The 23,791-nt window shown below is 64.8% G+C and carries 24 protein-coding genes; 13 read left to right on the top strand and 11 right to left on the bottom strand.

The genetic code is table 11. The features are described 5' to 3' along the window. The first annotated feature begins 79 nt into the window (after positions 1-79). The gene (locus AC5RUO_RS10400; protein WP_133351035.1) at positions 80-1,507 is read left to right on the top strand and encodes a class II fumarate hydratase; all 1,428 of its coding nucleotides are present in this window, start codon (positions 80-82) and stop codon (positions 1,505-1,507) included. A gap of 183 nt (positions 1,508-1,690) precedes the next feature. Here AC5RUO_RS10400 and AC5RUO_RS10395 read toward each other — a convergent pair whose 3' ends face one another. Next, positions 1,691-2,233, bottom strand: coding sequence for a prepilin peptidase (locus AC5RUO_RS10395; protein ID WP_494010620.1), 543 nt, complete (start codon positions 2,231-2,233; stop codon positions 1,691-1,693). A 59-nt stretch (positions 2,234-2,292) separates the two neighbouring features. Between AC5RUO_RS10395 and AC5RUO_RS10390 the strand changes: the two genes are divergently transcribed. Together AC5RUO_RS10390 and AC5RUO_RS10385 are read left to right on the top strand one after the other, a co-directional pair. After that, the gene (locus tag AC5RUO_RS10390) at positions 2,293-3,087 is read left to right on the top strand and encodes a hypothetical protein (protein WP_494103459.1); all 795 of its coding nucleotides are present in this window, start codon (positions 2,293-2,295) and stop codon (positions 3,085-3,087) included. Between the two features lie 41 nt (positions 3,088-3,128). Continuing rightward, complete coding sequence (locus AC5RUO_RS10385) at positions 3,129-3,776, top strand: GNAT family N-acetyltransferase (protein WP_494103458.1); 648 nt, start codon at positions 3,129-3,131, stop codon at positions 3,774-3,776. Between the two features lie 158 nt (positions 3,777-3,934). Here AC5RUO_RS10385 and phoH2 read toward each other — a convergent pair whose 3' ends face one another. Together phoH2 and AC5RUO_RS10375 are read right to left on the bottom strand one after the other, a co-directional pair. After that, entirely contained in the window at positions 3,935-5,353 is a 1,419-nt protein-coding gene (phoH2, locus tag AC5RUO_RS10380) for an RNA 5'-3' helicase PhoH2 (RefSeq protein ID WP_494010623.1), read from the bottom strand. A 237-nt stretch (positions 5,354-5,590) separates the two neighbouring features. Next, entirely contained in the window at positions 5,591-6,352 is a 762-nt protein-coding gene (locus AC5RUO_RS10375) for an isoprenyl transferase (RefSeq protein ID WP_494010704.1), read from the bottom strand. Positions 6,353-6,501: 149 nt separating this feature from the next. Here AC5RUO_RS10375 and trhA point away from each other — a divergent pair, with 149 nt between their 5' ends. Beyond that, complete coding sequence (trhA, locus tag AC5RUO_RS10370) at positions 6,502-7,245, top strand: PAQR family membrane homeostasis protein TrhA (RefSeq protein WP_494010624.1); 744 nt, start codon at positions 6,502-6,504, stop codon at positions 7,243-7,245. A 23-nt stretch (positions 7,246-7,268) separates the two neighbouring features. Here the strand turns inward: trhA and AC5RUO_RS10365 are convergent, their stop codons facing one another. Together AC5RUO_RS10365 and mca are read right to left on the bottom strand one after the other, a co-directional pair. Then, complete coding sequence (locus AC5RUO_RS10365; RefSeq protein WP_494010625.1) at positions 7,269-7,604, bottom strand: hypothetical protein; 336 nt, start codon at positions 7,602-7,604, stop codon at positions 7,269-7,271. 90 nt (positions 7,605-7,694) lie between these two features. Beyond that, positions 7,695-8,600: a mycothiol conjugate amidase Mca gene (gene mca / locus AC5RUO_RS10360; protein ID WP_494103457.1), complete on the bottom strand. Its 906-nt coding sequence runs from the start codon at positions 8,598-8,600 to the stop codon at positions 7,695-7,697. Positions 8,601-8,825: 225 nt separating this feature from the next. On the opposite strand from mca, the gene AC5RUO_RS10355 reads away from it, so the two are divergent. Beyond that, complete coding sequence (locus tag AC5RUO_RS10355; protein ID WP_494010627.1) at positions 8,826-9,170, top strand: DUF4307 domain-containing protein; 345 nt, start codon at positions 8,826-8,828, stop codon at positions 9,168-9,170. A gap of 151 nt (positions 9,171-9,321) precedes the next feature. After that, complete coding sequence (gene greA / locus AC5RUO_RS10350) at positions 9,322-9,816, top strand: transcription elongation factor GreA (RefSeq protein WP_494051417.1); 495 nt, start codon at positions 9,322-9,324, stop codon at positions 9,814-9,816. 76 nt (positions 9,817-9,892) lie between these two features. On the opposite strand, the gene AC5RUO_RS10345 is transcribed toward greA, so the two are convergent. From AC5RUO_RS10345 to AC5RUO_RS10330, 4 genes are read right to left on the bottom strand one after another with little or no spacing between them, the layout of a single operon-like run. Then, positions 9,893-10,498, bottom strand: a complete 606-nt coding sequence (locus AC5RUO_RS10345; RefSeq protein WP_494103456.1) for a rhomboid family intramembrane serine protease — start codon at positions 10,496-10,498, stop codon at positions 9,893-9,895. A gap of 8 nt (positions 10,499-10,506) precedes the next feature. Then, positions 10,507-11,745 (bottom strand): threonine ammonia-lyase, encoded by a 1,239-nt coding sequence (gene ilvA / locus AC5RUO_RS10340; protein ID WP_494010630.1) that lies wholly within the window; start codon positions 11,743-11,745, stop codon positions 10,507-10,509. A gap of 3 nt (positions 11,746-11,748) precedes the next feature. Continuing rightward, on the bottom strand, positions 11,749-13,077 hold the full coding sequence (locus tag AC5RUO_RS10335; RefSeq protein ID WP_494010631.1) for an AI-2E family transporter: 1,329 nt from the start codon (positions 13,075-13,077) through the stop codon (positions 11,749-11,751). Between the two features lie 39 nt (positions 13,078-13,116). After that, positions 13,117-14,076, bottom strand: coding sequence for an aldose 1-epimerase family protein (locus AC5RUO_RS10330; protein ID WP_494010632.1), 960 nt, complete (start codon positions 14,074-14,076; stop codon positions 13,117-13,119). Between the two features lie 99 nt (positions 14,077-14,175). Between AC5RUO_RS10330 and galT the strand changes: the two genes are divergently transcribed. Together galT and galK are read left to right on the top strand one after the other, a co-directional pair. Beyond that, positions 14,176-15,330, top strand: a complete 1,155-nt coding sequence (galT, locus tag AC5RUO_RS10325) for a galactose-1-phosphate uridylyltransferase (protein WP_494010633.1) — start codon at positions 14,176-14,178, stop codon at positions 15,328-15,330. Next, positions 15,327-16,514, top strand: coding sequence for a galactokinase (galK, locus tag AC5RUO_RS10320; protein ID WP_494103455.1), 1,188 nt, complete (start codon positions 15,327-15,329; stop codon positions 16,512-16,514). The genes galT and galK overlap by 4 nt, the downstream gene beginning before the upstream one ends. A 100-nt stretch (positions 16,515-16,614) precedes the next feature. Here the strand turns inward: galK and AC5RUO_RS10315 are convergent, their stop codons facing one another. Further along, positions 16,615-17,547 carry a Bax inhibitor-1/YccA family protein gene (locus tag AC5RUO_RS10315; protein WP_494103454.1) on the bottom strand — a complete coding sequence of 311 codons (933 nt, stop codon included), beginning with the start codon at positions 17,545-17,547 and terminating at the stop codon, positions 16,615-16,617. A 97-nt stretch (positions 17,548-17,644) separates the two neighbouring features. Between AC5RUO_RS10315 and AC5RUO_RS10310 the strand changes: the two genes are divergently transcribed. The 5 genes from AC5RUO_RS10310 (at position 17,645) to AC5RUO_RS10290 (ending at position 22,151) form a co-directional block, all read left to right on the top strand. Continuing rightward, a complete protein-coding gene (locus tag AC5RUO_RS10310) occupies positions 17,645-17,845 on the top strand; it encodes a hypothetical protein (protein ID WP_494010636.1) in 201 nt (66 codons plus the stop codon). A gap of 186 nt (positions 17,846-18,031) precedes the next feature. Then, the gene (locus AC5RUO_RS10305) at positions 18,032-19,315 is read left to right on the top strand and encodes a branched-chain amino acid ABC transporter permease (RefSeq protein ID WP_494010637.1); all 1,284 of its coding nucleotides are present in this window, start codon (positions 18,032-18,034) and stop codon (positions 19,313-19,315) included. Between the two features lie 9 nt (positions 19,316-19,324). Beyond that, positions 19,325-20,293: a branched-chain amino acid ABC transporter permease gene (locus AC5RUO_RS10300; protein WP_494010638.1), complete on the top strand. Its 969-nt coding sequence runs from the start codon at positions 19,325-19,327 to the stop codon at positions 20,291-20,293. Further along, complete coding sequence (locus AC5RUO_RS10295) at positions 20,290-21,381, top strand: ABC transporter ATP-binding protein (protein ID WP_494010639.1); 1,092 nt, start codon at positions 20,290-20,292, stop codon at positions 21,379-21,381. Before AC5RUO_RS10300 ends, AC5RUO_RS10295 begins: the two co-directional genes overlap by 4 nt. Continuing rightward, entirely contained in the window at positions 21,378-22,151 is a 774-nt protein-coding gene (locus AC5RUO_RS10290) for an ABC transporter ATP-binding protein (protein ID WP_494010640.1), read from the top strand. Before AC5RUO_RS10295 ends, AC5RUO_RS10290 begins: the two co-directional genes overlap by 4 nt. Before the next feature lie 71 nt (positions 22,152-22,222). Here AC5RUO_RS10290 and AC5RUO_RS10285 read toward each other — a convergent pair whose 3' ends face one another. Further along, entirely contained in the window at positions 22,223-23,584 is a 1,362-nt protein-coding gene (locus AC5RUO_RS10285) for an ABC transporter substrate-binding protein (RefSeq protein WP_494010641.1), read from the bottom strand. Positions 23,585-23,791: the final 207 nt, after the last annotated feature.

The raw sequence follows: 23,791 nt of genomic DNA, 5'->3' as shown, positions 1-23,791 counted from the left end.
CGCACGGGGCCCGGCAAGGGCCCCGTAGCATGCTCTTCACGGTTTTCGATCGGGTGGCTGGTCGCCATAAGCTAGCCCCATGACTTCCACTGAAGAGTTCCGCATTGAACATGACACGATGGGCGAAGTCCGCGTCCCCGTGAACGCACTGTACCGCGCGCAGACGCAGCGGGCAGTGGAGAACTTCCCGATTTCCGGCAAGACCCTGGAACGCACCCACATCGAGGCGCTGGCCCGGGTCAAGAAGGCTGCCGCCCAGGCCAACGCTGAACTGGGTGTGCTCGACGGCGAGCTGGCCAAGGCGATCGCAGACGCCGCTGACGAGGTTGCTGCCGGCAAGTACGACGGCGACTTCCCCATCGATGTTTTCCAGACCGGTTCCGGCACCTCCTCGAACATGAACACGAACGAGGTCCTCGCCGAGCTGGCCACCCGCGCCCTGAAGGCCGCCGGCAGCGACAAGGTTGTCCACCCGAACGACCACGTCAACGCCTCGCAGTCCTCCAACGACGTGTTCCCCACCTCCGTGCACGTTGCGGCTACCTCCGCGCTGATCAATGACCTGATCCCCGCGCTGGGCTACCTGGCCGAGTCGCTGGAGCGCAAGGCCGTTGAGTTCAAGGACGTGGTGAAGTCCGGCCGCACGCACCTCATGGACGCCACGCCCGTAACCCTGGGACAGGAGTTCGGCGGCTACGCGGCACAGGTCCGCTACGGCATCGAGCGCATCAACGCCGCCCTCCCCCGCGTTGCCGAGGTTCCGCTGGGCGGCACCGCCGTGGGCACCGGCATCAACACCCCCGCCGGGTTCCCGGAGCGGGTCATTGAACTGCTCGCCACGGACACGGGGCTGCCCCTCACGGAGGCACGCGACCACTTCGAGGCACAGGCCAACCGCGACGGCCTGATCGAGGCGTCCAGCCAGCTGCGCAACATCGCCATCTCGTTCATGAAGATCAACAACGACCTGCGCTGGATGGGCTCCGGCCCCAACACCGGCCTGGGCGAGATCGCCATCCCCGACCTGCAGCCCGGTTCCTCGATCATGCCCGGCAAGGTCAACCCGGTGATCTGCGAGGCGTCCATCATGGTGGCCGCGCAGGTCATCGGCAACGACACCGCCATCGCCTGGTCCGGCACCAACGGAGCCTTCGAGCTGAACGTCGGGATCCCGGTCATGGCCGCCAACCTGCTGGAGTCCATCCGCCTGCTGGCCAACACCAGCCGCGTCATGGCGGACAAGATGATTGACGGCATCACCGCCAACGTGGAACGCGCCCGCTTCCTGGCGGAGGCCTCGCCGTCCATCGTCACCCCGCTGAACAAGTACATCGGCTACGAGAACGCCGCCAAGATCGCCAAGACGGCCGTCGCGGAGGGCCTGACCATCCGCCAGGCCACCGAGAAGCTCGGCTTCGTCGGAGACGGCGAAGGCAAGGTCTCCGAGGCTGACCTGGACAAGGCACTGGACGTCACCACCATGACGGCACCGGCCCACAAGGCATAGAGCCGCACCGCCTCCGGAACGCCCGACGGCGGCCGGTCACCTTTCGAACGGAAGGTGACCGGCCGCCGTCGTACTCTAAGGAGTTTTTGTCCAGCTATGGCGCCTTAGCAGCCCTTAAACCCTCCATTTCTGGACAAAAATTCTTGGGGCAGGGCATACGGACAGCCTATCCAGCGTGGGCCTTCAGGCAGGCAGGAGCATGGCGACGGCGGTCCCGGCCAGCATGAAGGGACCAAACGGAATGGACGACTTCAGTGTCCCCCGCCGGGCCGCCAGGAGCGCAACAGACCAAAGCGCGCCGAGCAGGAACGCCAGGAAAGTCCCGGCGAACACATGCCCCCAGCCGAGGTAGCCGAGGTACATCCCCAGCACCCCGGCCAGTTTCACGTCGCCAAAGCCCATGCCTGGCGGGTAGGCAAAGCGGAGCACAAAGTAGAAGAGCCACAGCACGGCCGCGCCGGCCAGCACCCGGAGCGCCGGCACGGCAAACAAGGCGGCACCAAGGTTGCCGCCAGCCGGGGCGGCGGCGCCGGCAATGGCGGCAGCCAGGAGCAGGATGCCGGCCACGGCATAAGACGGGAAGACAATCCGGTTGGGCAGCAGGTGGTGCCGGACGTCGATTACTGTCAGCCGGACAGCCATCACCGCGAAGTACAGGCACGCCGCGAGCACCAGCCAAAAGGCAGCCGGCATGTGCTGCCACAGATCCCCCAGACGACCAATCACCCCTCGGATGCTACTGGAATTCCCGTGGCGGCCGCACCGTGCCCGCGTAAACTGTGCATATGGCGACATGGGATTCCCGGCACCGGCCGGATCCGGACCGACGCGCATCATCCGCAGACCCAATCGCCACGTTCCGCAACCTGTGCCGGTCCTCGCCCTGGAAGTGGCAGTCCCTGCGCTTTGAGTACTGGGACGAACCCTTCACGGAGGCCCCGTCGCCCACTGCTCCCCTCGTGCGGGCCTGGCTTCGCCGGCCCGGTGCCCTCCGCCTCGAAAGCCCTGACGGACTGGTCCTCCACAGCACCACCGGAATCAACGATTCCCGTGACGGCCTCTACGTCAGCTCCACCCGGAAATCGTGGCTGCTGCCGCCGCAGCTGGTCACGCCGGTTTACGACGGCTCCGGCCTGGTCAAACGCCGGCCCGAAGCCGCCTATGGGGAACCGGGATTCGGCAACGGCCGCTTCTCCGCCGCCCTGGATCCAGTTGAACTTGCGGGCAACTCCCCCGTTCCCCTTGAGTTTCCGGGCAGCAACGCCGTGCTGGTTGAGGAGCACCGTGCGGTTGAACACGAAGGCAGACCAGCGCTGGAGGCCGTGGTAACCCCCACTCCGGCCTACCACCCGGCGGATCCTGCTGCGCCTCTCTGCCTTGCCGGGCGCAACCGTATCCGGGTGGACCTGGGAACCGGGGTTTGCGTTGCCAGCCAATCCCTGGAACCCTCCACCGGAGAATACGGCCATTGGCTGCGGATCCTTGCCGTGGACGAATACATGCTCGATGACCTGTTCCTGGCCGAATCCATGAACCTAACGGACGTGCGGCGGCACATCAGCTGGGACATTCCCGCCTGATGTGACAAGACCCCGCGATGCTGATCCGCTAGGCTTCGCTGATGACTACGCTGGGCTCCGTTTGGCCACTTTTCGACCTCAAGCTGACCACCCCGCGGCTGGAACTCCGCCCCATCCGGGACGGGGACATTCCCGCCGCCGTCGACGCCGCACGCAGCGGTATCCATGAGACCGGGAAGAGTCCGTTCAGCACTCCCTGGACCGAGGTTCCCGGGGAGGAGCTGGGCTCCAACATGGCCCGCTGGTACTGGCGCTGCCGGGCAGAGTGCAGCCCCGAGTCCTGGATGATTCTCCTGGGCATTTGGCACGAGGGTGAGTTCATCGGCTGCCAGGACGTGGGGGCCAAGGATTTCGCCGCCCTCAAGACCGTCACCACCGGATCGTGGCTGAAGCAGTCCGTCCAGGGCCGCGGCCTTGGCAAGGAGATGCGCGCCGCCGTCGTCCTGTGGGCCTTTGACTGGTTGGACGCCGACGTGGCCGAATCCGAGGCGGCAGTCTGGAACAAGGCCTCCCTCGGCGTCTCCCGCAGCCTCGGTTACGAGCTCAACGGAACCACCCGCAAGGCCTGGGGCACCAAGGTGGAAACAGTCCAACACGTCCGCCTCACCGCGGAAAACTTCAAGAGGCCGGACTGGCAGCTACAGGTAGAAGGCCACGAAACCGCGGCGAAGTTCCTGAAGGTGACTTGACCACGAGACGGGTTACGGTCCTTCTCGTAGGAGCGCATCGCAGCGCATCGGCACCGGGAGGTCGCTCAGCGACCGGACGGTGCCCTATGCGTTGTGTCTAAGCGACGGAGAAGGGCCGTGGCCCGGCGAACCGGACCACGGCCCCTGGCTTAGGTGATTCAGCCCTCGAGCAGTTCTGTTACCAGGGCGGCGATCGGGGACCTTTCGGAGCGGGTCAGGGTGACGTGGCCGAAGAGCGGGTGGCCCTTCAGGGTTTCGACGACGGCGGCGATTCCGTCGTGCCGCCCGACGCGGAGGTTGTCGCGCTGGGCGACGTCGTGGGTGAGGACAATCTTCGAGTTCTGGCCCATGCGGCTCATGACGGTCAGCAGGACGTTCTTCTCGAGCGACTGGGCTTCGTCCACAATCACGAAGGCGTCGTGCAGGGAGCGTCCGCGGATGTGGGTGAGCGGCATGACCTCGAGCATTCCGCGGTCCATGACCTCCTCCACTACTTCCTGGCTGACCAGCGCGCCGAGGGTATCAAAGACCGCCTGGGCCCATGGGTTCATCTTCTCGGACTCGGAACCGGGCAGGTAGCCAAGTTCCTGGCCGCCGACGGCGTAGAGGGGGCGGAAGACGATCACCTTCCGGTGCTCGCGGCGCTCCAGCACCGCTTCGAGGCCTGCGCAGAGGGCAAGGGCTGATTTGCCGGTGCCGGCACGGCCGCCGATGGACACGATGCCGACGGCGGGATCCATCAGCATGTCGATGGCCAGGCGCTGCTCCGCGGACCTGCCGTGGAGGCCGAAGACGTCACGGTCGCCCTTGACCAGGCGGACCTGCTTGTCCGGTCCCACCCGGCCCAGCGCGGAGCCGCGGTTGGACAGCAGCACCAGGCCGGTGTTGACCGGCATCTCGGCTGCCGCGGGGATGAAGACGGGCTCGTGGCCGTAAAGGGTGGAGATTTCCTGCTCGTTGGCTTCAACCTCGGCGACGCCGGTCCAGCCGGAGTCCTTCACCAGCTCGTTGCGGTATTCGTCGGCAGTAAGGCCCATCGCAGAGGCCTTGACCCGCATCGGCAGGTCTTTGGACACCACCGTGACGTCCCGGCCTTCGTTGGAGAGGTTCTTCGCCACCGCAAGGATCCGGCTGTCGTTGTCCCCGCTGCGGAAGCCCATCGGCAGCACCTCGGACGAGATGTGGTTCAGCTCCACCATGAGGGTTCCGCCGTCGTCACCGATGGGGATTGGCTGGTTCAGTCCGCCGTGTTTGACGCGGAGGTCATCGAGGAGCCGGAGGGCCTTGCGGGCGAAGTAGCCAAGTTCGGGGTCGTGCCTTTTGGCTTCAAGCTCGGTGATGACCACCACCGGGACGATGACTTCGTGTTCGGCAAAGCGAAGCAGGGCGCGCGGGTCGGACAAGAGGACGGACGTGTCGATCACGAACGTGTGGATGAGGGCTTCCCTTCCGGAGACGGCAAAACCGGCCGCAGCGTCCGTTGCTGCGCCGGTTTGTGTAGTGGCTCGCGTGGCGCGAGAGGTAGCTTTCTCTCCCTGGTCGAAAAGGACCTCGGGCAGTTGTTCAGAAGTAGCCACATCGACTCCAGCCCCGGGCAAGCCCGGAATTGTTATTGGTGAGGCGGCTCGGCCACGAGGCCGGGTCCGGCCTCCCATACAACCGGTGCGATGTTTCGCTCCATGTACTGGCCTCCCCGATCAGCCGGCGGTTTTGCCTGCTGATGGATATAACGTAAATCCACTCCAGGTAATTTCCGCAACCATTACGCGGCGATTCCTGTTGCACCGGCATGAACTCCCCGTGAACCGGAGATGTCAGGTCCCGAAGCGACGCTGCCGGCCCGCGTAATCGCGGAGGGCCCGCAGGAAGTCCACCTTGCGGAAGGCGGGCCAGAGCGCCTCGCAGAAATAGAACTCGCTGTACGCGCTCTGCCACATCAGGAACCCTGAGAGCCTTTGTTCGCCGGAGGTGCGGATCACCAGGTCCGGGTCGGGCTGGCCCCGGGTGTAGAGAAAGCGGGAAATGTCATCCACACAGAGTTCATCCGCGAGCCGGGAAATGTCGGTGCCCTTGGCCACGGCGTCATGCAGGAGTTCGCGGACCGCGTCCACGATTTCCCGCCGCCCGCCGTAGCCAACAGCCACGTTGACGTGGATCTTCTCCCGGATGGGCGTCCGCGCAGTCAGCTTGTTGAGCCGCTCGGCGAGGTAGCCGGGGAGCAGCTCCGGGGCACCCATCGCATGGACAGAGATGTTGGCATCCTCGTCCAGCCGGTCCAAGGTGTTGGCAATGATGCCCATCAGGAGGTCCAGCTCTTCGCTGGACCGGTTCATGTTGTCCGTGGACAGCATGTAGAGGGTGACCACCTTGACCCCGAGTTCCTGGCACCAGCCCAGGAACTCGTGGATCTTGTCTGCGCCGGCCTGGTGGCCCTGGCTGGTGGGGGCGTTGAACTGCTTTGCCCAGCGCCTGTTGCCGTCAACCATGACGCCGATATGGCGGGGAATGCGGTCGCGGGGCAGGTCCTTGAGGAGCCGCCGCTCGTAGAAGCCGTAAAGGAACCCGGGCAACTCCACGCGTCGACTCACCTGACTTCCTCGCTGTACGTACTTGCACATCCTAGGCTACCGCCCGCGGAATGGCGGGAAGTCCGGCTGGTGCCGGCGGCAGCCCGCCGTCGTATTACCCGCGAGTAACTTACCGGACCGTAGATTATTCTTGGAGGATGAACAGCGACTCCCCCGATGCCCCGCACCTGCCCCAACCACAGGGCGGAAACGCGGCGGAAGGCACCGGGCAGGACGCCCTCGACGAGGCGGCCGTGCGGCTGGCAGAGCTGTTAATGATCAAGCCGAAATGGCGTGGCTGGATCCACGCCGTGACCGCTCCGCTGGCCCTTGCGGCAGGCATTGTGCTGGTGGCCCTTGCACCCACCGCGGACCGAAAAATCACGTCGGCCATCTACGCGGCCACCGGCGTGCTGTTGTTCGGTGTCAGCGCCGTGTACCACCGCGGCAACTGGTCCCCGGCCGTAAAGATGGTGCTGAAGCGGCTCGACCACACCAACATCATGCTCGTCATCGCCGGCAGTTATACGCCGCTGGCCTGGACCCTCCTGGAGCGGCAGCAGGCTGTTCTCCTGCTATGGGTCATCTGGTCCGGTGCCATCCTCGGGGTGCTCTTCCGGCTGCTGTGGACTGATGCCCCGCGCTGGCTGTATGTACCGATCTACATAGCCCTGGGCTGCGGTTCCCTCGTCTACCTGCCGCAGTTCTTCCAGTCCAGCATTCCGGCCGCCGTGCTGATCTGCGTGGGGGGCGTCCTGTACATCACCGGGGCGGTGTTCTATGCCCTGAAGAAGCCGAACTTCAGCTACCACCACTTCGGCTTCCACGAACTGTTCCACGCTTTCACGGTCTTCGCCTTCGCGGCCCACTTCACGGCTATCGCCCTGGCCGTCCTCGGGTAACGTCCTTCGAGCGGGCTGCGCGCCTAGTCCTGCGGACGGGACTGGCCGGGGGCAATGCCGTTGCCATCGCCGTCGGACTGCCTGGGAGCGGATTCCAGCCCGTCCTGCGCGTCAGCCGCCGCCACATCCGCAGCTGCGGCGGCTGCCAGGCGGTCCTCTTCCACCTGCGCGCGGTAGCGGACCCGGCGGATCCGCCGGACCATGTCCACGATCAGCAGGGCGGTGGCCACCACGAAGAAAGCGGTCATGATGAAGCCCAGGAGGCCCGGCGTCACCTGGTCCTCAGAGATGCCTTCCCGCAGCGTGGGGGTGGGCAGCGGTGTGGGGGTGGTGGCCAGACTGAGGAGCAGATGATGCACGTTTGAACCTTCTGTGGAACGGGTGGCAGCGGATGGCGCGGCCGGAGGACCCGCTTATCTTCTACGCGGCATAGAAATTGCCTGCCGCTACTATCTTAGCCCTGCGAACAGGTCCTTCTCCGGGAGCTCGGAAGGCACCCGGGAATGGATGAGCGAGTAGTCCTCCCACGGCCAGGCCCGCCGCTGCATCTCCGCAGACACGGCAAAAAAGAACCCCAGCGGATCCACCTGCGTCCGGTGCGCACGCAGGGCGTCGTCGCGCACCTCGAAGAAATCCCCGCAATCGATCTGCGTGGTGGTCGGATGCGGTGCCGGCGGCGGCGTGTGCCCCTCGGCGTCGGACTCCAGCCAGGCGGCCAACCGCTCGGCATACGGAGACTGCAGGCCGGCCTCCTCCAGCGCGAAGTGCAATGCCCGGAAACGCTCCGGGCTGAAAGCCCTGTCGTAGTAGAGCTTGCTGGGCTCCCAGGGCTCCCCTGCATCGGGATAGCGCTCAGGGTCACCTGCAGCCTCGAAGGCTTCGACTGCCACCCGGTGGGCCATGATGTGGTCCGGATGGGGATATCCGCCGTTCTCGTCGTAGCTCAGGATGACGTGCGGCTTGAAGGAGCGCACCAGCCGCACCAGGGGCGCCGCGGCCCGGTGCAGCGGCAGCGTTGCAAAGGCCCCCGCTGGCAACGGCGGCAGTGGGTCCCCCTCGGGAAGCCCGGAATCCACGAACCCCAGCCATCGCTGCCTGATTCCCAGGATTTTGGCGGCGCTCTCCATTTCAAGGCGCCTGGCTCCAGCCATATCCCGCTTGGGGTGCGGTTCGCCTTCCACCGCAGGGTTCTGGATGTCCCCGCGGGAACCGTCCGTGCACGTGGCCACCATGACATCCACGCCGGAGGCGGCGTACTTGGCCATCGTCGCAGCGCCCTTGCTGGATTCGTCATCCGGGTGGGCATGGACTGCAAGCAGCCGTAGCGGTGCCGGGGAGTTGCTGGACGCTGTCATGGAGGGACGGCTCCTCATTCATCTTTGGTTATGGCTGATTCAACGGCGGCGGGCCGCTGCCTCCCACTGGTGCAGGACCGGCACCGGCGGAATGGGCACTAAACTGGACGGGTGACTTCCCCGGACCAGCCGGCCCCATCCGCGCCCGCAGACACTAGCCTAGCCAATCGCTATGGTGCTAAAAAGCGCGGGATTTCCGCCGCCGCCAAGCGGACCATAGCCGGGATGGCACTGGCCGGCGGCATCGGCTTCATGGCATGGGTCTCCACGTCCAATTCCCTGACCGATATCTCGTTCAAGGACATCGGCTACAGCACCCCTGACGGCACGCTGGCCGAGGTGGACTTCCAAGTGACCCGGGAACCGGGAACAGCCGTGCAGTGCGCCGTCAAGGCGCTTGATTCCAAGTTCGCCATAGTGGGCTGGAAAGTAGTGGACATCCCGGCCGATGCCCGGGAAGGAGCGGCCGACGGCGGCAGGACAGTGACGCAGCGCGTGGCCGTCCGCACCGAATCGCCTTCCGTGTCCGGCGTGGTGGACGATTGCTGGATAGCAGACAAAGCGGGTTAGCGGATGTGACGTGCGCCGCTCCCCTGTTGGGATAAGTCCACAGGATTGACTACAATGGAGCAATACCTTCACCCCGCTGAGCTGGTTACTGTTCCACAAGTGGCCACTGTGGCGGGGTCTTTTGCATGTAGGACCATTAGAGGAGAAGTCCGTGTCTACCACCAACAGCGCAGCTGCAGCCTGGCTTACCCAGGAAGCTTTTGACCGCCTGAAGGCAGAGCTGGACCACCTTTCCGGCCCTGGCCGGGCGGAAATTGTCCAGAAGATCGATGCAGCCCGGCAAGAGGGGGACCTCAAGGAGAACGGCGGCTACCACGCCGCCAAGGAGGAGCAGGGCAAGATTGAGGCCCGCATCCGCCAGCTCACGGTCCTGCTCCGCGATGCCCACGTGGGCGAGTCTCCCGCTGACGATGGAATCGTTGAGCCCGGCATGATCGTCGTCGCCAGGATCGCCGGCGACGAGGAGACCTTCCTGCTCGGTTCCCGTGAAATTGCCGGCGATTCCGACCTGGACGTGTTCAGTGAGAAGTCTCCGCTGGGAGCTGCCATCCTCGGGCATAAGGAAGGCGAGACGCTCAGCTACACGGCACCGAACGGCAAGGACATCAAGGTGGAAATCCTGTCCGCCAAGCCGTACGTGGCCTAGTTCCAGACGCACTGAAAGCGCCGGCACCCGCAAAGGGGGCCGGCGCTTTTGCGTTCTATCCCCCAGCCGGTCAGGTTCAGCGGGGCGTCCGCGTCCGCAGCAGCAGCGCCGCCACCAGTCCCCCGGCCGCGCCGCCCAGGTGAGCCTGCCACGAGACGAATCCGGAAACGATGGGCAGGATCCCGAGCAGGATGCTCCCGTATCCCATGAAAAGAACCACGGCCAGGAGGATCTGGCGCCAGCTGCCGTTGAAGAAACCCCGTACCAGGAGGAAGGAGAACAAGCCGAAAACCAGGCCGGATGAGCCCACCGTGATGCCGCCGTCGCCGATCAGCCAGACCGTGAGGCCGGACCCCAGCCAGCTGAAGGCCAAGGCAGTCATGAACACCCGGAGCCCGGAGAGGAACACCAGGAAGCCGAAAATGATCAGCGGCAGGCTGTTGGAGAGCAGATGGCTCAGGTTCGCGTGCAGGAGCGGGAAGGTGAAGATGTCCAGCAGCCCGTCAGCGCTGCGGGGCCGGAGCCCGAACGTCGCGTTGAGCGAGCGGAGCATCACCATGTTGAAGAGCTCGATGACAAAGAGCAGGACCACGAAAGCACCAAGGACCAGCAAGCCGCCCTTAGCCCTTGCCGCCACGGTCTGGCGCTGCCTGATGCCCCCATCCCCGGTTAGCCCTTCCACGGCACCTCCTAGTGCACCACGATCGGCTGGAAGCCTTCGGCGCGGAGGGCGCTGAGGACCTGGGCGCCGTGCTCGTGGCCTTTGGTCTCCAGGTTCACCGTGATGGAGACGTCTCCCATGCTGATGGAGCCGCCCACCCGGGTGTGGTCCAGGCCGGTCACATTGGCATCGTTTTCGGCGATGATCCTGGCGATGGTGGCCAGTGAGCCCGGCCTGTCGTCCAGCATCATCCGGACAGTCATGTAGCGTCCCGCCGCCGAGAGGCCGCGCTGGATCACCTTCAGCATCAACATGGGATCGATATTGCCGCCGGACAGGACCACGGCCGTGGTTCCCGGGTTCTCGATTTTCCCGTCCATCAGCGCGGCGACGCCCACGGCGCCGGCGGGCTCCACCACCATCTTGGCCCGCTCCAGCAGGAAGATCAGGGCCCGGGCCAGCGAGTCTTCGCTGACGGTGACCACGTCATCCACCAGCTCCCGGATGATGCTGAACGGCAACTGGCCGGGGCGGCCCACGGCGATGCCGTCAGCCATGGTGGACACTTTTTTCAGGGGCACCAGGGCGTCGGCGGCGAGCGACGGCGGGTAGGCGGCTGCGTTTTCGGCCTGCACACCGATGATGCGGATCTCCCGGCCCAGCTCCTTTGCCCGGGCTTTGATGGCCACGGCAACACCGGCCAAAAGCCCGCCCCCACCAACGCCCATCAGCACGGTGTCCACGTTGGGCACCTGTTCGAGGATCTCAAGGCCGAGCGTGCCCTGGCCTGCAACGACGTCGACGTTATCGAAGGGGTGGACGAACACGGTGCCCGTCTCATTGCTGTACCGCTGGGCTTCTGCGAGCGCTTCGTCGACGTTGTGCCCGTGCAGGATAACTTCCGCGCCGTGGCTGCGGGTGGCTGCCAGCTTGGGCAGCGCCACGCCGAGCGGCATGTAGATGCGGGCCTTGATTCCAAGGCTCTTGGCAGCCACTGCCACGCCCTGGGCGTGGTTGCCTGCCGAGGCCGCCACCACGCCGCGCTTTTTCTCTTCCGGGGACAGCCTGGCCATCCGCACATAGGCTCCGCGGACCTTGAACGATCCTGCCCGCTGGAGGTTTTCGCACTTGAAGTAGACGTCGCCGCCAACCATTGTTCCCAGCGCCCGCGACGATTCAACAGGAGTGCGCGCAATAATCCCGTCAAGCAGCTTCTGCGCCTCCAGGACATCGTCCAGTGTGACGGGAAGGGTTTCAAGGATATTCACGGACTATTCTCCTCTGGATTCGTCCCCGGGGCCCGGCTTGGGAAAGCTGCGGACATCGGGATCTTCTGCTGTGGTGCCGGCTGCGGCGTTCCTGCCGTGCCAGCGCACTGCAGGCCGGGCAACATCCTTGATGGTGTTGTCCGCCGGGGCGCCGGCCGCCAGCGGCGTTACCGGCACCTGTTCATGTTCCCACGTTCTGGCGGCAATGTAGCGAATGGCCGAATTTGCGACGGCGAGAATGGGTACCGAGAACAGGGCACCCGGGATGCCGGCGAGGTATGAGCCGGCAGCGACGGTGAGGATGACGGCCACCGGATGCAGCGCCACGGCCTTGCCCATGACCAGGGGCTGCAGGATATGGCTTTCGAGCTGCTGGACCAGCAGGACGATGCCCAGCATGATGAGGGCGTTCACCGGCCCGTTGGCCACCAGCGCGAGCAGCACGGCGATGGCGCCGGTCACCAGGGCACCCACCACGGGGATGAAGGAGCCGATGAAGACCAGCACCGCCAGCGGCAGCGCAAGGGGAACTCCGATGATTGCTGCTCCCACCCCGATGCCCACCGCGTCAACGAACGCAACGAACATCTGGATCCGGGCATAGCTGACCATGGAAGTCCAGCCCTTGCGTCCGGCGCCGAAGGCGGCCGCGCGCGCCTTCCTGGGGAGGAGCCGCACCAGGAATACCCAAATCCTGTCGCCCTCCAGCAGGAAGAAAATCAGGATGAAGAGGGCCAGGACCAGGCCTGCGGCAAAGTGGCCCGCAGTGCTGCCGAAGGAGAGCGCGCCGCTGACAATGCTGCTGGTGTTGTCCTGCAGGGCTGCAGTGGCTTCCTTCAGGTACTGGTCCATCTGGTCCGCCGTCAGGTGGAGCGGTCCGTCCGCCAGCCAGTCCTGGATCTTCTTGACCCCGGCCAGCGATTCCGACCAGAGTTCTCCGAAACCCACCCAGAGCTGCCTGCCCACCAGTGCCAGCGCACCGGCGATGAGTCCGATGAAGCCGAGCACGGTCATGGCCACTGCCAGTCCGGCGGGCACCCGGTAGCTCTTGAGCCAGCCCACCACCGGGTTGAGGAGCCCTGCGAGGAGCGCGGCCACCAGGACGGGAATGATCAGGAAGCTGATGTGGCTCAGCAGCCACACCAGGGCACCGCCAACCAGGAGGATCAGGCCCAGCCGCCATGCCCATGACGCCGCGATACGGATTCCGTAGGGAATGTCCCGGTCCAGCTCCCGGTCAGCGAGAACCCGCAGCGTCGGTGGTGCTGGAACGGGTTTTTGCTGTACGGAGGCTGGGCTTGAAGGCGGTACGGCATCCCCGGTTGGCGTCATAGCCTAATACTTCCGCAGCGGTGCCCTAATGGGAAACTGCTAGCCGTCCCCGCCTGCGCTGTAGTCGATCCCCCACTCGATGGTGAAGGCCTCGCCTGGCGCCAACCAGCGGAGTCCGTCGCCGGAGTTGAAGGCGTTTGCCGGTCCGGTCATTGGCTCCACTGCGACGGCCCGGCTGCGGCCGGGGTAGACCGTGCTGACGTAGACGTGCACGTACTGGCAGGATTGGTCCTGCCACAGGGTTACCTTCCTGCCGTCGGACGCCGCCAGGACGTGCCGCGCCCTTCCTTCCTCGAATGCCAGGCCGGTAAGGGCTACATCAACGCTGAGTGAGGCGAAGGATGCGCCGGACCGGAAATCCGTGGGCCCCTCCACAGGCGCGGAGCTTCGCGGGATCTGGCGCTCGTCGGCCACGAGCTGTGTGTCAGCCTTGACCGTGAGCACGAGGTCCTCAACCGGCGTATCGCCAAGCCGCAGGTACGGGTGGGCGCCCAACACGAAGGGCGCAGGCGACTTTGCATCATTGGCCAGCGTCTGCCGGACCACCAGCCCGAGGTCCTCGGTCAGGAGGTACTGGACCCGGTGGCGCAGCAGGAAGGGGTAGCCGTGCTGCGGAAAGATCGTTGCCTCCAGGGTCACCGAGTACTCCGACTCGTCCACCAGTGAATAAGAGGAGTTGCGCAGCAGGCCATGGCTGGCGTTGTTCCGGGCGACCTCCGTGATGTCAAGCTGCTGTTTCTTGCCGTCAAGGAGCCAGACGCCACCCTCGATCCTGTTGGCCCACGGCGCCAGGGTGATGCCTGCTCCTCCGGGCGGGATTTGGTCGTCGCCGTACGTCTCGGTGAGGAGCACCCCTCCCCTGATGAAGGAGCGCAGGCCGGCGGCGAGCTCGGTGACCACTGCGAGCGCGTCGCCGCGCCGCAGTTCGTACTGCCGGCCGGTGGCATACGCGCGGGTACCGGAAGGGGCGGGGGTGTCCTGGCGGGAAGGCAAAGTCATTCGCTTACGGTACCCCGGCCGAGGACGCCGTTCCAGCGCCGCTTGTTATCTTTTGTTGTTAACTATTCATTTTTGAGCGATCGTGCGATCCTCTTAACTATGACAGGGATCACCAGTACCAGACTCTCCGACGGGCGGGAGCTCATCTATTTCGACGACGCCGGCACTACTGTTTCGCGCGCAGCCGAACTGACCATGGACCACCGAGGCCTTCCTCCCCGGGGTGAGCCGGGCGAGGTCCGGTTCGATGCCCTGACCAACGAGTGGGTGGCAGTCGCAGCCCACCGCCAGACCCGGACCCATCTCCCGCCGGCAGACCAGTGCCCCATCTGCCCCACCACCGGCAGCAACCCCTCGGAAATACCGGCCGCGGACTACGATGTGGTGGTTTTCGAGAACCGCTTTCCCTCCCTCGGACCGGCGCTGGGCCCCGTTCCGGAGGATGCAGTATGGGGAACGAAAGGTCCGGCGTACGGCCGCTGCGAGGTAGTGTCCTTCACTCCGGAGCACACCGGGTCCTTCAGCGGACTCAGCCGGACCCGCTCCCGCACCGTTATTGAGGCCTGGGCACAACGGACCGCCGCCCTCAGCGCCCTGCCCGGGATCCAGCAGGTGTTCCCGTTCGAGAACCGCGGCGCGGACATCGGCGTCACCCTGCACCATCCACACGGGCAGATCTACGCCTACCCGTACGTAACACCCCGCGCCGCCGTGATGGGCACCGCAGCGCAGGAATTTCATGACGCCCGTGACGGCCGGGAGACCCTGACCGGATCCCTGCTGCGTGCTGAGCGGGAGGACGGGAGCAGGATGGTGATGGAAGGCGAAAACTTCAGTGCCTACGTCCCCTTTGCTGCCCGGTGGCCGCTTGAGATCCACGTGGTTCCGCACCGCCATGTTCCGGACCTCGCGGCGCTGAGCGGCGAAGAGAAGGACGAACTAGCGGAGGTCTACCTGGATCTGCTCAAACGCGTGGACGCCCTGTATCCCACCCCCACCCCGTACATCTCGGCCTGGCACCAGGCCCCGTTGGATCCTGTCCTGCGGCCCGCGGGCTACCTGCACCTTCAGCTGACGTCACCCCGCCGCGCTGCGGATAAGCTGAAATACCTTGCCGGGTCCGAGGCCGCCATGGGTGCGTTCATCAACGACACCACCCCGGAAAGCGTGGCAGAGCGCCTGCGTTCGGTCAGCGTTCCGGGGTCGCCCACGTCGCCGGCCCTGGCCGGCATGTCTGAAGGAGCCCCCGCTTGAGCACCGCACCCGATCCCGCCACCGCGCCAGCCCTTGCCCCGGCAGGGGACCTGGCTACCCGTTTCACCCAAGAGTTCGGGAGCGCTCCCGCCGGCATCTGGCAGGCGCCCGGCCGCGTGAACCTCATCGGTGAACACACGGACTACAACGAGGGCTTCGTCCTGCCCTTCGCCATCGACAGGACAGCCCGCGTGGCCGTCGGAGTCCGCGCGGACTCAACTGTCCGGCTGCTATCGACCTACGGCGACCAGGGCGTCGTAGCCACCGCGCTTGAGTCCCTTGAGCCGGGGTCGGCCAAGGGCTGGACGAAGTACCCGCTCGGCGTCATGTGGGTCCTGCGCCGGCGCGGCATCGACGTCCCGGGAGTCGACCTGCTGTTGGATTCAGACGTCCCCCTGGGGGCCGGCCTGTCGTCGTCGCACGCTATTGAATGCGCCGTCATTACGGCGCTGAACGACCTGACCGGTGCCGGCCTGGAAGCACAGGACATGGTCCTGGCCACCCAGCAGGCGGAGAACGACTTTGTGGGAGCCCCCACCGGCATCATGGACCAGTCCGCCTCGCTGCGCGGCGCCCGCGGAAACGCCGTGTTCCTGGACTGCCGGGACCAGAACGCCAGCCTTGTTCCGTTCGAGACGGAACCCGCCGGGCTGGTGCTGCTGGTCATCGACACCAAGGTGTCGCACTCGCATGCCGACGGCGGATACGCCTCCCGGCGGGCATCATGCGAACTGGGCGCTGAAGTGCTGGGGGTCAAAGCGCTGCGCGACGTGCAGGTGGGTGACCTGGAGGAGGCTGGCGGGTTGCTGGACGAGGTGACGTTCCGGCGCGTCCGGCACGTGGTCACCGAAAACGACCGGGTGCTGCAGACCGTTGAACTCCTCGCCGACCGGGGGCCCGCTGCCATTGGTCATCTGCTGGACGCCAGCCATGCGTCGATGCGCGATGACTTCGAGATCTCCTGTCCGGAACTTGACCTCGCCGTGGATACCTCGCGGGCGGCCGGCGCCATCGGCGCCCGGATGACCGGCGGTGGATTCGGCGGTGCAGCCATCGCACTGACCCCCGCCGCCAGCGAACAGAAGGTGCGCGACGCCGTCGTGCACGCGTTTGCCCAGGCCGGCTTCACCGCGCCGGACATCTTCACCGTGTCGCCTGCCGCCGGGGCCATGCGCATCGCCTGAGCCGCAGGATACGCGGACGCAGACAAACGGAGGGCCCCACCAGGAATCTGGTGGGGCCCTCCGTTGCTGTCACGGTCCAGTGGTGGGACCGCCTTGCCGGTTACTCCTCGCCGCGGAGGATTGCCAGCAGGCGGATGATCTCCACGTACAGCCAGACCAGGGTGACGGTCAGGCCGAACGCGGCCGTCCATGAGAAGCGCTGCGGAGCGCCGCTGCGGACACCGGCTTCGATGCTGGTGAAGTCCATGACCAGCGAGAATGCCGCAAGGCCGATGGCCAGGATGCCAATGACGACGCCGATGATGCCGCTTCGCAGTCCGAAGGGTTCGGAGGTGAGGCCGGTCAGCATCATGACGAGGTTGACCACGGAGAAGAGTGCGTAGCCAATCAGGGCGATCATGAAGAACTTCATGGCCTTGGGGGTGGCGCGCACCTTGCCGCTCTTGAAGAGGACAAGCGTCACGGTGAAGACGGACAGCGTGCCGAGGACAGCCTGGAGCCCAACGCCCGGGTACATGGTGTCAAGGACCCGGGTGAGGCCGCCGAGGAAGAGGCCTTCGAGGCCCGCGTACGCCAGAATCAGAGCCGGTGACGGCTGCTTCTTGAAGGTGTTCACGAGCGCCAGGACGAAGCCGCCCAGCGCACCGACCACCATCAGCAGGGATGCCAGGCCGAGGCCCACCACCATGGTGACCGCGGCACCGGCGAGCAGCACTCCGAGGCAGGCAGCAGTCTTGACGATGACGTCGTCGAACGTCATCCGTCCGGTGTCAGCGGGGCCGGCGGAAGGCCGGCTGTACATCTGCTGCAGCTGCTCGTCCGTCATGCCCTGCGGCTGGGTGTTCCAGCCCTGCTGACCGTAAGGTGCCTGGCCGTAAGGTGCCTGACCGTAAGGTGCCTGACCGTAGGGAGCTTGTCCGTAGGGAGCTTGTCCGTAGGGAGCTTGTCCGTAGGGAGCCTGCGGGACAGGCGGTGCCTGGGTGGCTCCACGGAAATTCTTTCCGTTGAAGATCGGGTTGCCGCCAAGTGCCATTGCTGGATTCCTCCGTGTGGGTGTGATGTGAACGCTTAAGGTTTACGCTACCAATTACCACGCCAATACACCCCTGAAAGTTCCCGAACGGGCTGCTATGCAACGCAACCGTGACGCAGGCGGCTCCGCTGTCATTGCCGGGCTGCATCCGGCGGGCCTCGAAAATACCGTGGCTCAACAAAGGTTTCTCAAGGCGTTCCTCCCGTCCGGCCCGCCCGCGTTGCCCGAGTTGTTACCTGATCGCTACCAACAAGGCCTGGACCTCGGCATTTGCGGCATCCTGCGCGCTGTAGCATAAGCCAAGCAGGGTGACGGAACTCACACATGCGTGAGGGTGCCGGGCGAGATGGCACCTCCCCGCCCTGCGCCCGTTCGCAGCGGTTGCAATGGCGCAGCCGAGATCGCCCCCAAGTGGAGGTTTTTCACCTTGAGAAGTACACCCCACGGCCAGCCGGCCAAACGACGGCGGGGCCTGCCGGGAATCATGGGAGCCATCAGTGCAACCATCCTGGCGATCCTCCTCCTCGCAGCACCGGCAACCCAGGCCGCTTCCCCGTCACCGACACCATCCCCGTCGAACCAGACCTTCCAGAACAACATCAGCGGTTTCCTCCGCGACGACACCCGCGCACCCCTGGCGGATGTGACCATCACTGCCAGGAAGGGCGACTTCACCGGCACGGCCAAGTCGTCAGCGAACGGCTCCTGGAACATCGGCGTGCCCGAGCAGGGCACCTACACGGTGGAACTGGATGAATCCACCCTGCCTGAGGGCATCACCCTCGCCGAGGGCCAGGAAAACCCGCGTGAGGTCACCTTCAGCCAGACCTCGAACCTGTCAGTGATCTTTGCCTTCGGCAAAGGCATCGTGGTCCAGGAACAGAACTTTGGGCAGAACCTGCTCAACCGCCTGGTGGCAGGTCTGAGCTTCGGCCTGCTCCTGGCGCTGGCTTCCGTGGGACTGTCACTGATCTTCGGAACCACCGGGCTCACCAACTTCGCCCATGGTGAGATGGTGACCCTGGGCGCCGTGCTGGTGTTTGCATTCAATGCGGCCGGGCTGCCCTTCTGGCTGGCACTGATCCTGTCCCTGCTGGGCGGCGCCCTGTTCGGGTATGCCCAGGACAGGGGCCTGTGGCGCCCGCTGCGGCGGCGCGGGACCGGCCTGGTGCCCATGATGATCGTCAGCATCGGCCTCGCTCTGGCTGTCCGCTATGTAATCCAGTTCTACTTTGGCGGCGCCACGCAACAGCTTCCCTATGCCCAGAGCCCCGAAATCCAGCTGGGGCCGGTATCCATCTCACCCAACAACCTCTGGTCCCTGGGCATCAGTGCTGTGGTGATCACGATTCTCGGCATCGTCCTACTGAAGACGCGGCTGGGCAAGGCCACCCGCGCCGTGGCGGACAATCCCGCCCTGGCTGCCGCCTCCGGCATTGACGTGGACGCCGTCATCCGGCTGGTGTGGATCACCGGCGGGATGCTGGCTGCCCTGGGCGGCATCCTCTGGGCCTACTACCGGCCGGGCGTCACCTTCGATATGGGATCCGCCATCCTCCTGCTCATTTTCGCGGGCGTCACCCTTGGCGGGCTCGGAACCGTCTTCGGTGCACTGGTGGGATCCGTCATCGTCGGAATCTTCGTCGAGCTCACCACAGTGTTCGGCCTCGCCGCCGACCTCAAGTTCGTGGGAGCGCTGTTCATCATGATCGTTGTCCTCTTGTTCCGGCCGCAGGGCATCCTGGGCCGGCGCGAGCGCGTGGGTTAGGAGACAGACGTGGATTTTGGATTCATTCTTGCCAGCGCTGCCAGTGAAATCTTCAGTCCGACGACCGCCGCCTACGCTTTGGCCGCCCTCGGACTCGCTGTGCACTTCGGATACTCAGGGCTGTTGAACTTCGGCCAGGCCGGCTTCATGGCGGTGGGAGCGTACGGGTTTGCCATCTCCACCCTTACCTTCGGGGTGCCGTTCTTCGTTGGGCTGCTGATCGCCGTCCTTGCCTCCTCGATTTTCGCCCTGCTGCTCGGCATCCCCACGTTGAGGCTGCGCGCTGACTACCTCGCAATCGTCACCATCGCATCGGCGGAGATCGTCCGATATATCGTGACAACAAACCAGCTCACCTCCATCACGGGGTCGGCCAATGGACTGGCGGCATTCGAAGGCGGCTTTTACGCGATGAACCCCTTCCCGGAGGGCGACTACTTCGGCATGAACAATCGCGACTTCTTTATCCGGGTTGTCGCCTGGGCTCTGGTGGCACTGTGCTGCACGCTGGTATGGCTGCTGATGCGCAGCCCGTGGGGCCGCGTCCTGAAGGGCATCCGCGAAGACGAGAACGCGGTCCGCTCGCTGGGCAAGAACGTCTACGCCCACAAAATGCAGGCACTGATCATCGGCGGTGTGCTCGGCGCCCTTGCCGGCATGGTCTTCACGCTCCCCCGCGGAGCAGTCCAGCCGGCGAACTACGGCACGGAATTGACGTTCTTCCTGTATACCTGCCTCCTGCTCGGCGGTCTTGGTACCGTCCTTGGGCCGGTAATCGGCGCCATGATCTTCTGGGTGGTCCTGTCACTGACCCAGGGCATCCTGTATGGCCTGATCGAGTCGGGTGCCATCAACTGGCTGAACACGGTCCAGGCCGGCCAGCTGCGCTACATCCTGGTTGGCGTCGCCCTGATGCTCCTGATGATCTTCAGGCCGCAGGGCGTGTTCGGAAACAAGAAGGAGCTGGCGTTCGCATGAGCATGCACAGCGGGATACCTGCAACCACGGGCACGGACTCGCCGGACTACATGACCGACGACCGTCCTATTCCGGCCGGCGAAACGGGCCCGGGCTGCAAAAAGCGCGACCCGATTCTTGTCGCAGAGAATGTCACCCGCAGCTTCGGCGGCATTAACGCCGTGGACGTCGAGTACTTGGAGATTCCCCGCCACAAAATCACTGCCCTGATTGGCCCCAACGGCGCCGGCAAGACAACGCTCTTCAACCTGCTGACCGGGTTCGATACCCCCAACAGCGGAAAGTGGCAGTTCGAGGGCAAGAGCCTCGCGGGGGTGTCACCCTACAAGGTTGCACGGATGGGTATGGTGCGGACCTTCCAGCTGACCAAGGTCATGGGCAAGCTGACGGTCATGGAGAACATGCGGCTCGGCGCGGCCAACCAGTCCGGCGAGCGCCTTTCCAGGGCGTTGTTCAAGGGCATCTGGGGCGGCCGGGAGAAGGAGATCACGGCCCAGGCAAACGTGCTCCTTGAGAAGTTCAAGCTTGACGTCAAAAAGGACGATTACGCAGCGTCCCTCTCCGGCGGCCAGCGCAAGCTCCTGGAGATGGCCCGGTCCCTCATGGTGCAGCCCAAGCTTGTGATGCTGGACGAGCCCATGGCCGGCGTCAACCCGGCGCTGACCCAATCGCTGCTGGACCACATCAAAAACCTCAAGGCCGAGGGCATGACTGTCCTGTTCGTGGAACACGACATGCATATGGTCAGGCACATTGCCGATTGGGTAGTGGTCATGGCGGAGGGAAAAGTGGTGGCAGAGGGCCCGCCCGGCGAAGTGATGAAGGACCCCGCCGTCATCGATGCCTACCTTGGCGCCCACCACGACGTCGACCTTGGTGACTCCGAGGGCCTCAAGGAACTGGCAGCCGAGCTCGAGGCCGACGAGGAATCCATCGTCGGAACCGAAAATGCCGGCATCATCTCGCTGGACGTTGTGTCCAATGAAGCCGAGGAGGCCCGCCGGGGCGGGAACCGGCCCAGCGGCACGGAGCCGCAGGGCCGGCACGGTAGCACGGAGACGGGCAGCACGGGGAAGGACACTCAATGAGCAGCACCAGCGCGGCAGCCGCCGCACAGCCGGTGGAAGATGGCGGGTCCGTCGTTAAAGTCACCGACGTTGTGGCGGGTTACCTGCCCGGGGTCAACATCCTCAACGGCTGCAGCATCGAGGCCCGCAAGGGTGAGCTGATCGGCATCATCGGTCCAAACGGCGCCGGCAAGTCCACGCTCCTGAAGGCCATGTTTGGTCTGGTAAAAGTCCATTCGGGTACCGTCGTGGTCCGGGGCCAGGACATCACCGGGCTGAAGGCCAACAAACTGGTGACGCGTGGTGTCGGATTCGTCCCGCAGACCAACAATGTGTTCGCCACGCTGACCATCGAGGAGAACCTCCAGATGGGCATGTTCCAACGGCCCAAGGACTTTGCGGAGCGGTTCGACTTTGTCACCAGCCTCTTCCCCGAACTGGGCAAGCGGCGTGCCCAGCGGGCAGGTTCCCTGTCCGGGGGCGAGCGGCAGATGGTGGCCATGGGCCGCGCCCTAATGATGGACCCGGCCGTGCTGCTCCTGGATGAGCCGTCCGCGGGCCTCTCCCCCGTCAAGCAGGACGAAACGTTCCTCCGCGTGCATGAGATCAACCGTGCAGGGGTGTCAGTGATCATGGTGGAGCAGAACGCGCGCCGTTGCCTCCAGATCTGCGACCGCGGCTACGTCCTGGACCAGGGCCGGGATGCCTACACCGGCACCGGCCGTGAACTGATGAAGGATCCCAAGGTCATCCAGCTCTATCTCGGTACCCTGGCCGACACCGTCGAGTAGCGGCCGGCAGAACTGCACGAAGGAGCCCCCATCCGGCAGGACGGGGGCTCCTTCGTGTGTACTGACGATTACTAGAGCTTGCCAAATTCCGACTGTACGGCTTGGAGCTTATTGTCCGCGGTGTACTCGTAGATACCGATGTAAGCCTCGGTCGGGTCACCGGCGTCGGAGAAGGTGATCGGACCCGACTGGCCGTCGTAGTCGATGTCCTTGCCCTCACGCAGCAAAGTAACGCAGGAGGCGAAGTCGCTGCACTTCTCACCCGACTCCGAGACCGCCTTGAGCTGCTTTGCGATTTCGACACCGCTGGTGCTCCCTGCGGCTTCAGAAGCGAGGGCGATCAGGTTGACAGCATCGTATGACTCACCGCCGTAGGTGAAGTCCTTCAGTGCGGGATCAATCTCCAGGAGCTTCTTTGTAAACGCTTCGTTTGCAAATGTCCCCGGGAAGGTGCCGTGTGCACCCTGCAAGGTGCCCGGCTGGAAGTCCTTGCTGTAGTCCGCGGTGTTGCCGTCCACCAGGAACATCGTGCTGGGCTGGACCCCCTTTCCTGTCATAAGAGGAACGATGCTCTTGGCCTGGTCAAAGGTGATCAGGGCAATTGCGTCGGGCTTGGCCGCGATAACCTTGTCCACCTGGCTGCTGAACTGGGTGTCACCCTCGTTGAACAGCTCCTCGGCCACAACCTTGCCGCCTGCGGACTCGAACGCGGCCTTGATGTTCTTTGCCAGGCCGGTTCCGTAGGCATCGTTAAGGACGATCATGCCCACTGTCTGGGCGCCACAGGTAGCCATGTAGTTGCCAAGGACCTTGCCTTGAAGGACATCGGATGGTGCCGTGCGCCAGTACAGTCCTTTGTCGTCCCAGGTGGTGAAGTCCGGCGAAGTATTAGCCGGCGAGAACTGGATGACCCCGGCACCTGTGATCTGGTTGATGACGGTCTTGGAGACACCCGACGAGGCTGCACCGATGATGGCGTTGACACCCTGCCCCAGCAAGGCATTTGTCGACTGGGTGGCGATGTCCGTCTTGGTGTCACCTGAATCGCGGTGGATTACTTCCACAGGTTTGCCCAGAACACCACCGGCGTCGTTGACTTCCTTCACGCCAAGGTTCACACCGGCAATTTCGGGTGGCCCGAGGTAAGACAGGGAACCAGTGGTGGGCAACAGCGAGCCGAGTTTCAAAGGAGTTTCGGTTGTTCCAGTGGACGGCGGCACCGAACCACCGCCAGCGCCGCCCGTGGCCGGCGCGCTGGTTTCGCCGGTTGCGCCCGGTGCCGGGCATGCGATTCCGGCCGCTGCTGCTCCAGTGGTGGTTTCCGTCGCCGTGGGTGTGGACGGACCGCCGCAAGCCGTTGCCATGAAGGCAACGCCGATGCCAAGCGCTGTCAGCTTGGCAGCGCGGGCTCCCGCCTGGGGGAATAAAGTCATTTACGAGCTCCTCGATCTAAAGGTGCGAACGGCCTTCGACACGAAAAATCAGGGATTCCTGATTTAGCTTCAAGCTAATGCAAATCACAGGCGAAGATAAGTGACTGAGGTCACATCCTTATAACAGTCGTTGCATATGTGGAATTAAACGGCGGAAGCCGCCCGTAAGATGCGGACGGCTTCCTCGCGGAGACCCTGAAGTCTCCT

Source organism: Arthrobacter sp. Y3221087, from assembly GCF_059089905.1.
This window is presented reverse-complemented; position numbering and strand designations above follow the sequence as displayed.

Bases quoted from the DNA above. Each gene is read 5' to 3' on its own strand.
- AC5RUO_RS10400 (WP_133351035.1), top strand. From the start codon at position 80: ATGACTTCCACTGAAGAGTTCCGCATTGAACATGACACGATGGGCGAA.
- AC5RUO_RS10390 (WP_494103459.1), top strand. From the start codon at position 2,293: ATGGCGACATGGGATTCCCGGCACCGGCCGGATCCGGACCGACGCGCA.
- AC5RUO_RS10385 (WP_494103458.1), top strand. From the start codon at position 3,129: ATGACTACGCTGGGCTCCGTTTGGCCACTTTTCGACCTCAAGCTGACC.
- trhA (WP_494010624.1), top strand. From the start codon at position 6,502: ATGAACAGCGACTCCCCCGATGCCCCGCACCTGCCCCAACCACAGGGC.
- mca (WP_494103457.1), bottom strand. From the start codon at position 8,600: ATGACAGCGTCCAGCAACTCCCCGGCACCGCTACGGCTGCTTGCAGTC.
- AC5RUO_RS10355 (WP_494010627.1), top strand. From the start codon at position 8,826: ATGGCACTGGCCGGCGGCATCGGCTTCATGGCATGGGTCTCCACGTCC.
- AC5RUO_RS10335 (WP_494010631.1), bottom strand. From the start codon at position 13,077: ATGACGCCAACCGGGGATGCCGTACCGCCTTCAAGCCCAGCCTCCGTA.
- AC5RUO_RS10330 (WP_494010632.1), bottom strand. From the start codon at position 14,076: ATGACTTTGCCTTCCCGCCAGGACACCCCCGCCCCTTCCGGTACCCGC.
- galT (WP_494010633.1), top strand. From the start codon at position 14,176: ATGACAGGGATCACCAGTACCAGACTCTCCGACGGGCGGGAGCTCATC.
- AC5RUO_RS10315 (WP_494103454.1), bottom strand. From the start codon at position 17,547: ATGGCACTTGGCGGCAACCCGATCTTCAACGGAAAGAATTTCCGTGGA.
- AC5RUO_RS10310 (WP_494010636.1), top strand. From the start codon at position 17,645: ATGCAACGCAACCGTGACGCAGGCGGCTCCGCTGTCATTGCCGGGCTG.
- AC5RUO_RS10305 (WP_494010637.1), top strand. From the start codon at position 18,032: ATGGGAGCCATCAGTGCAACCATCCTGGCGATCCTCCTCCTCGCAGCA.
- AC5RUO_RS10295 (WP_494010639.1), top strand. From the start codon at position 20,290: ATGAGCATGCACAGCGGGATACCTGCAACCACGGGCACGGACTCGCCG.
- AC5RUO_RS10290 (WP_494010640.1), top strand. From the start codon at position 21,378: ATGAGCAGCACCAGCGCGGCAGCCGCCGCACAGCCGGTGGAAGATGGC.
- AC5RUO_RS10285 (WP_494010641.1), bottom strand. From the start codon at position 23,584: ATGACTTTATTCCCCCAGGCGGGAGCCCGCGCTGCCAAGCTGACAGCG.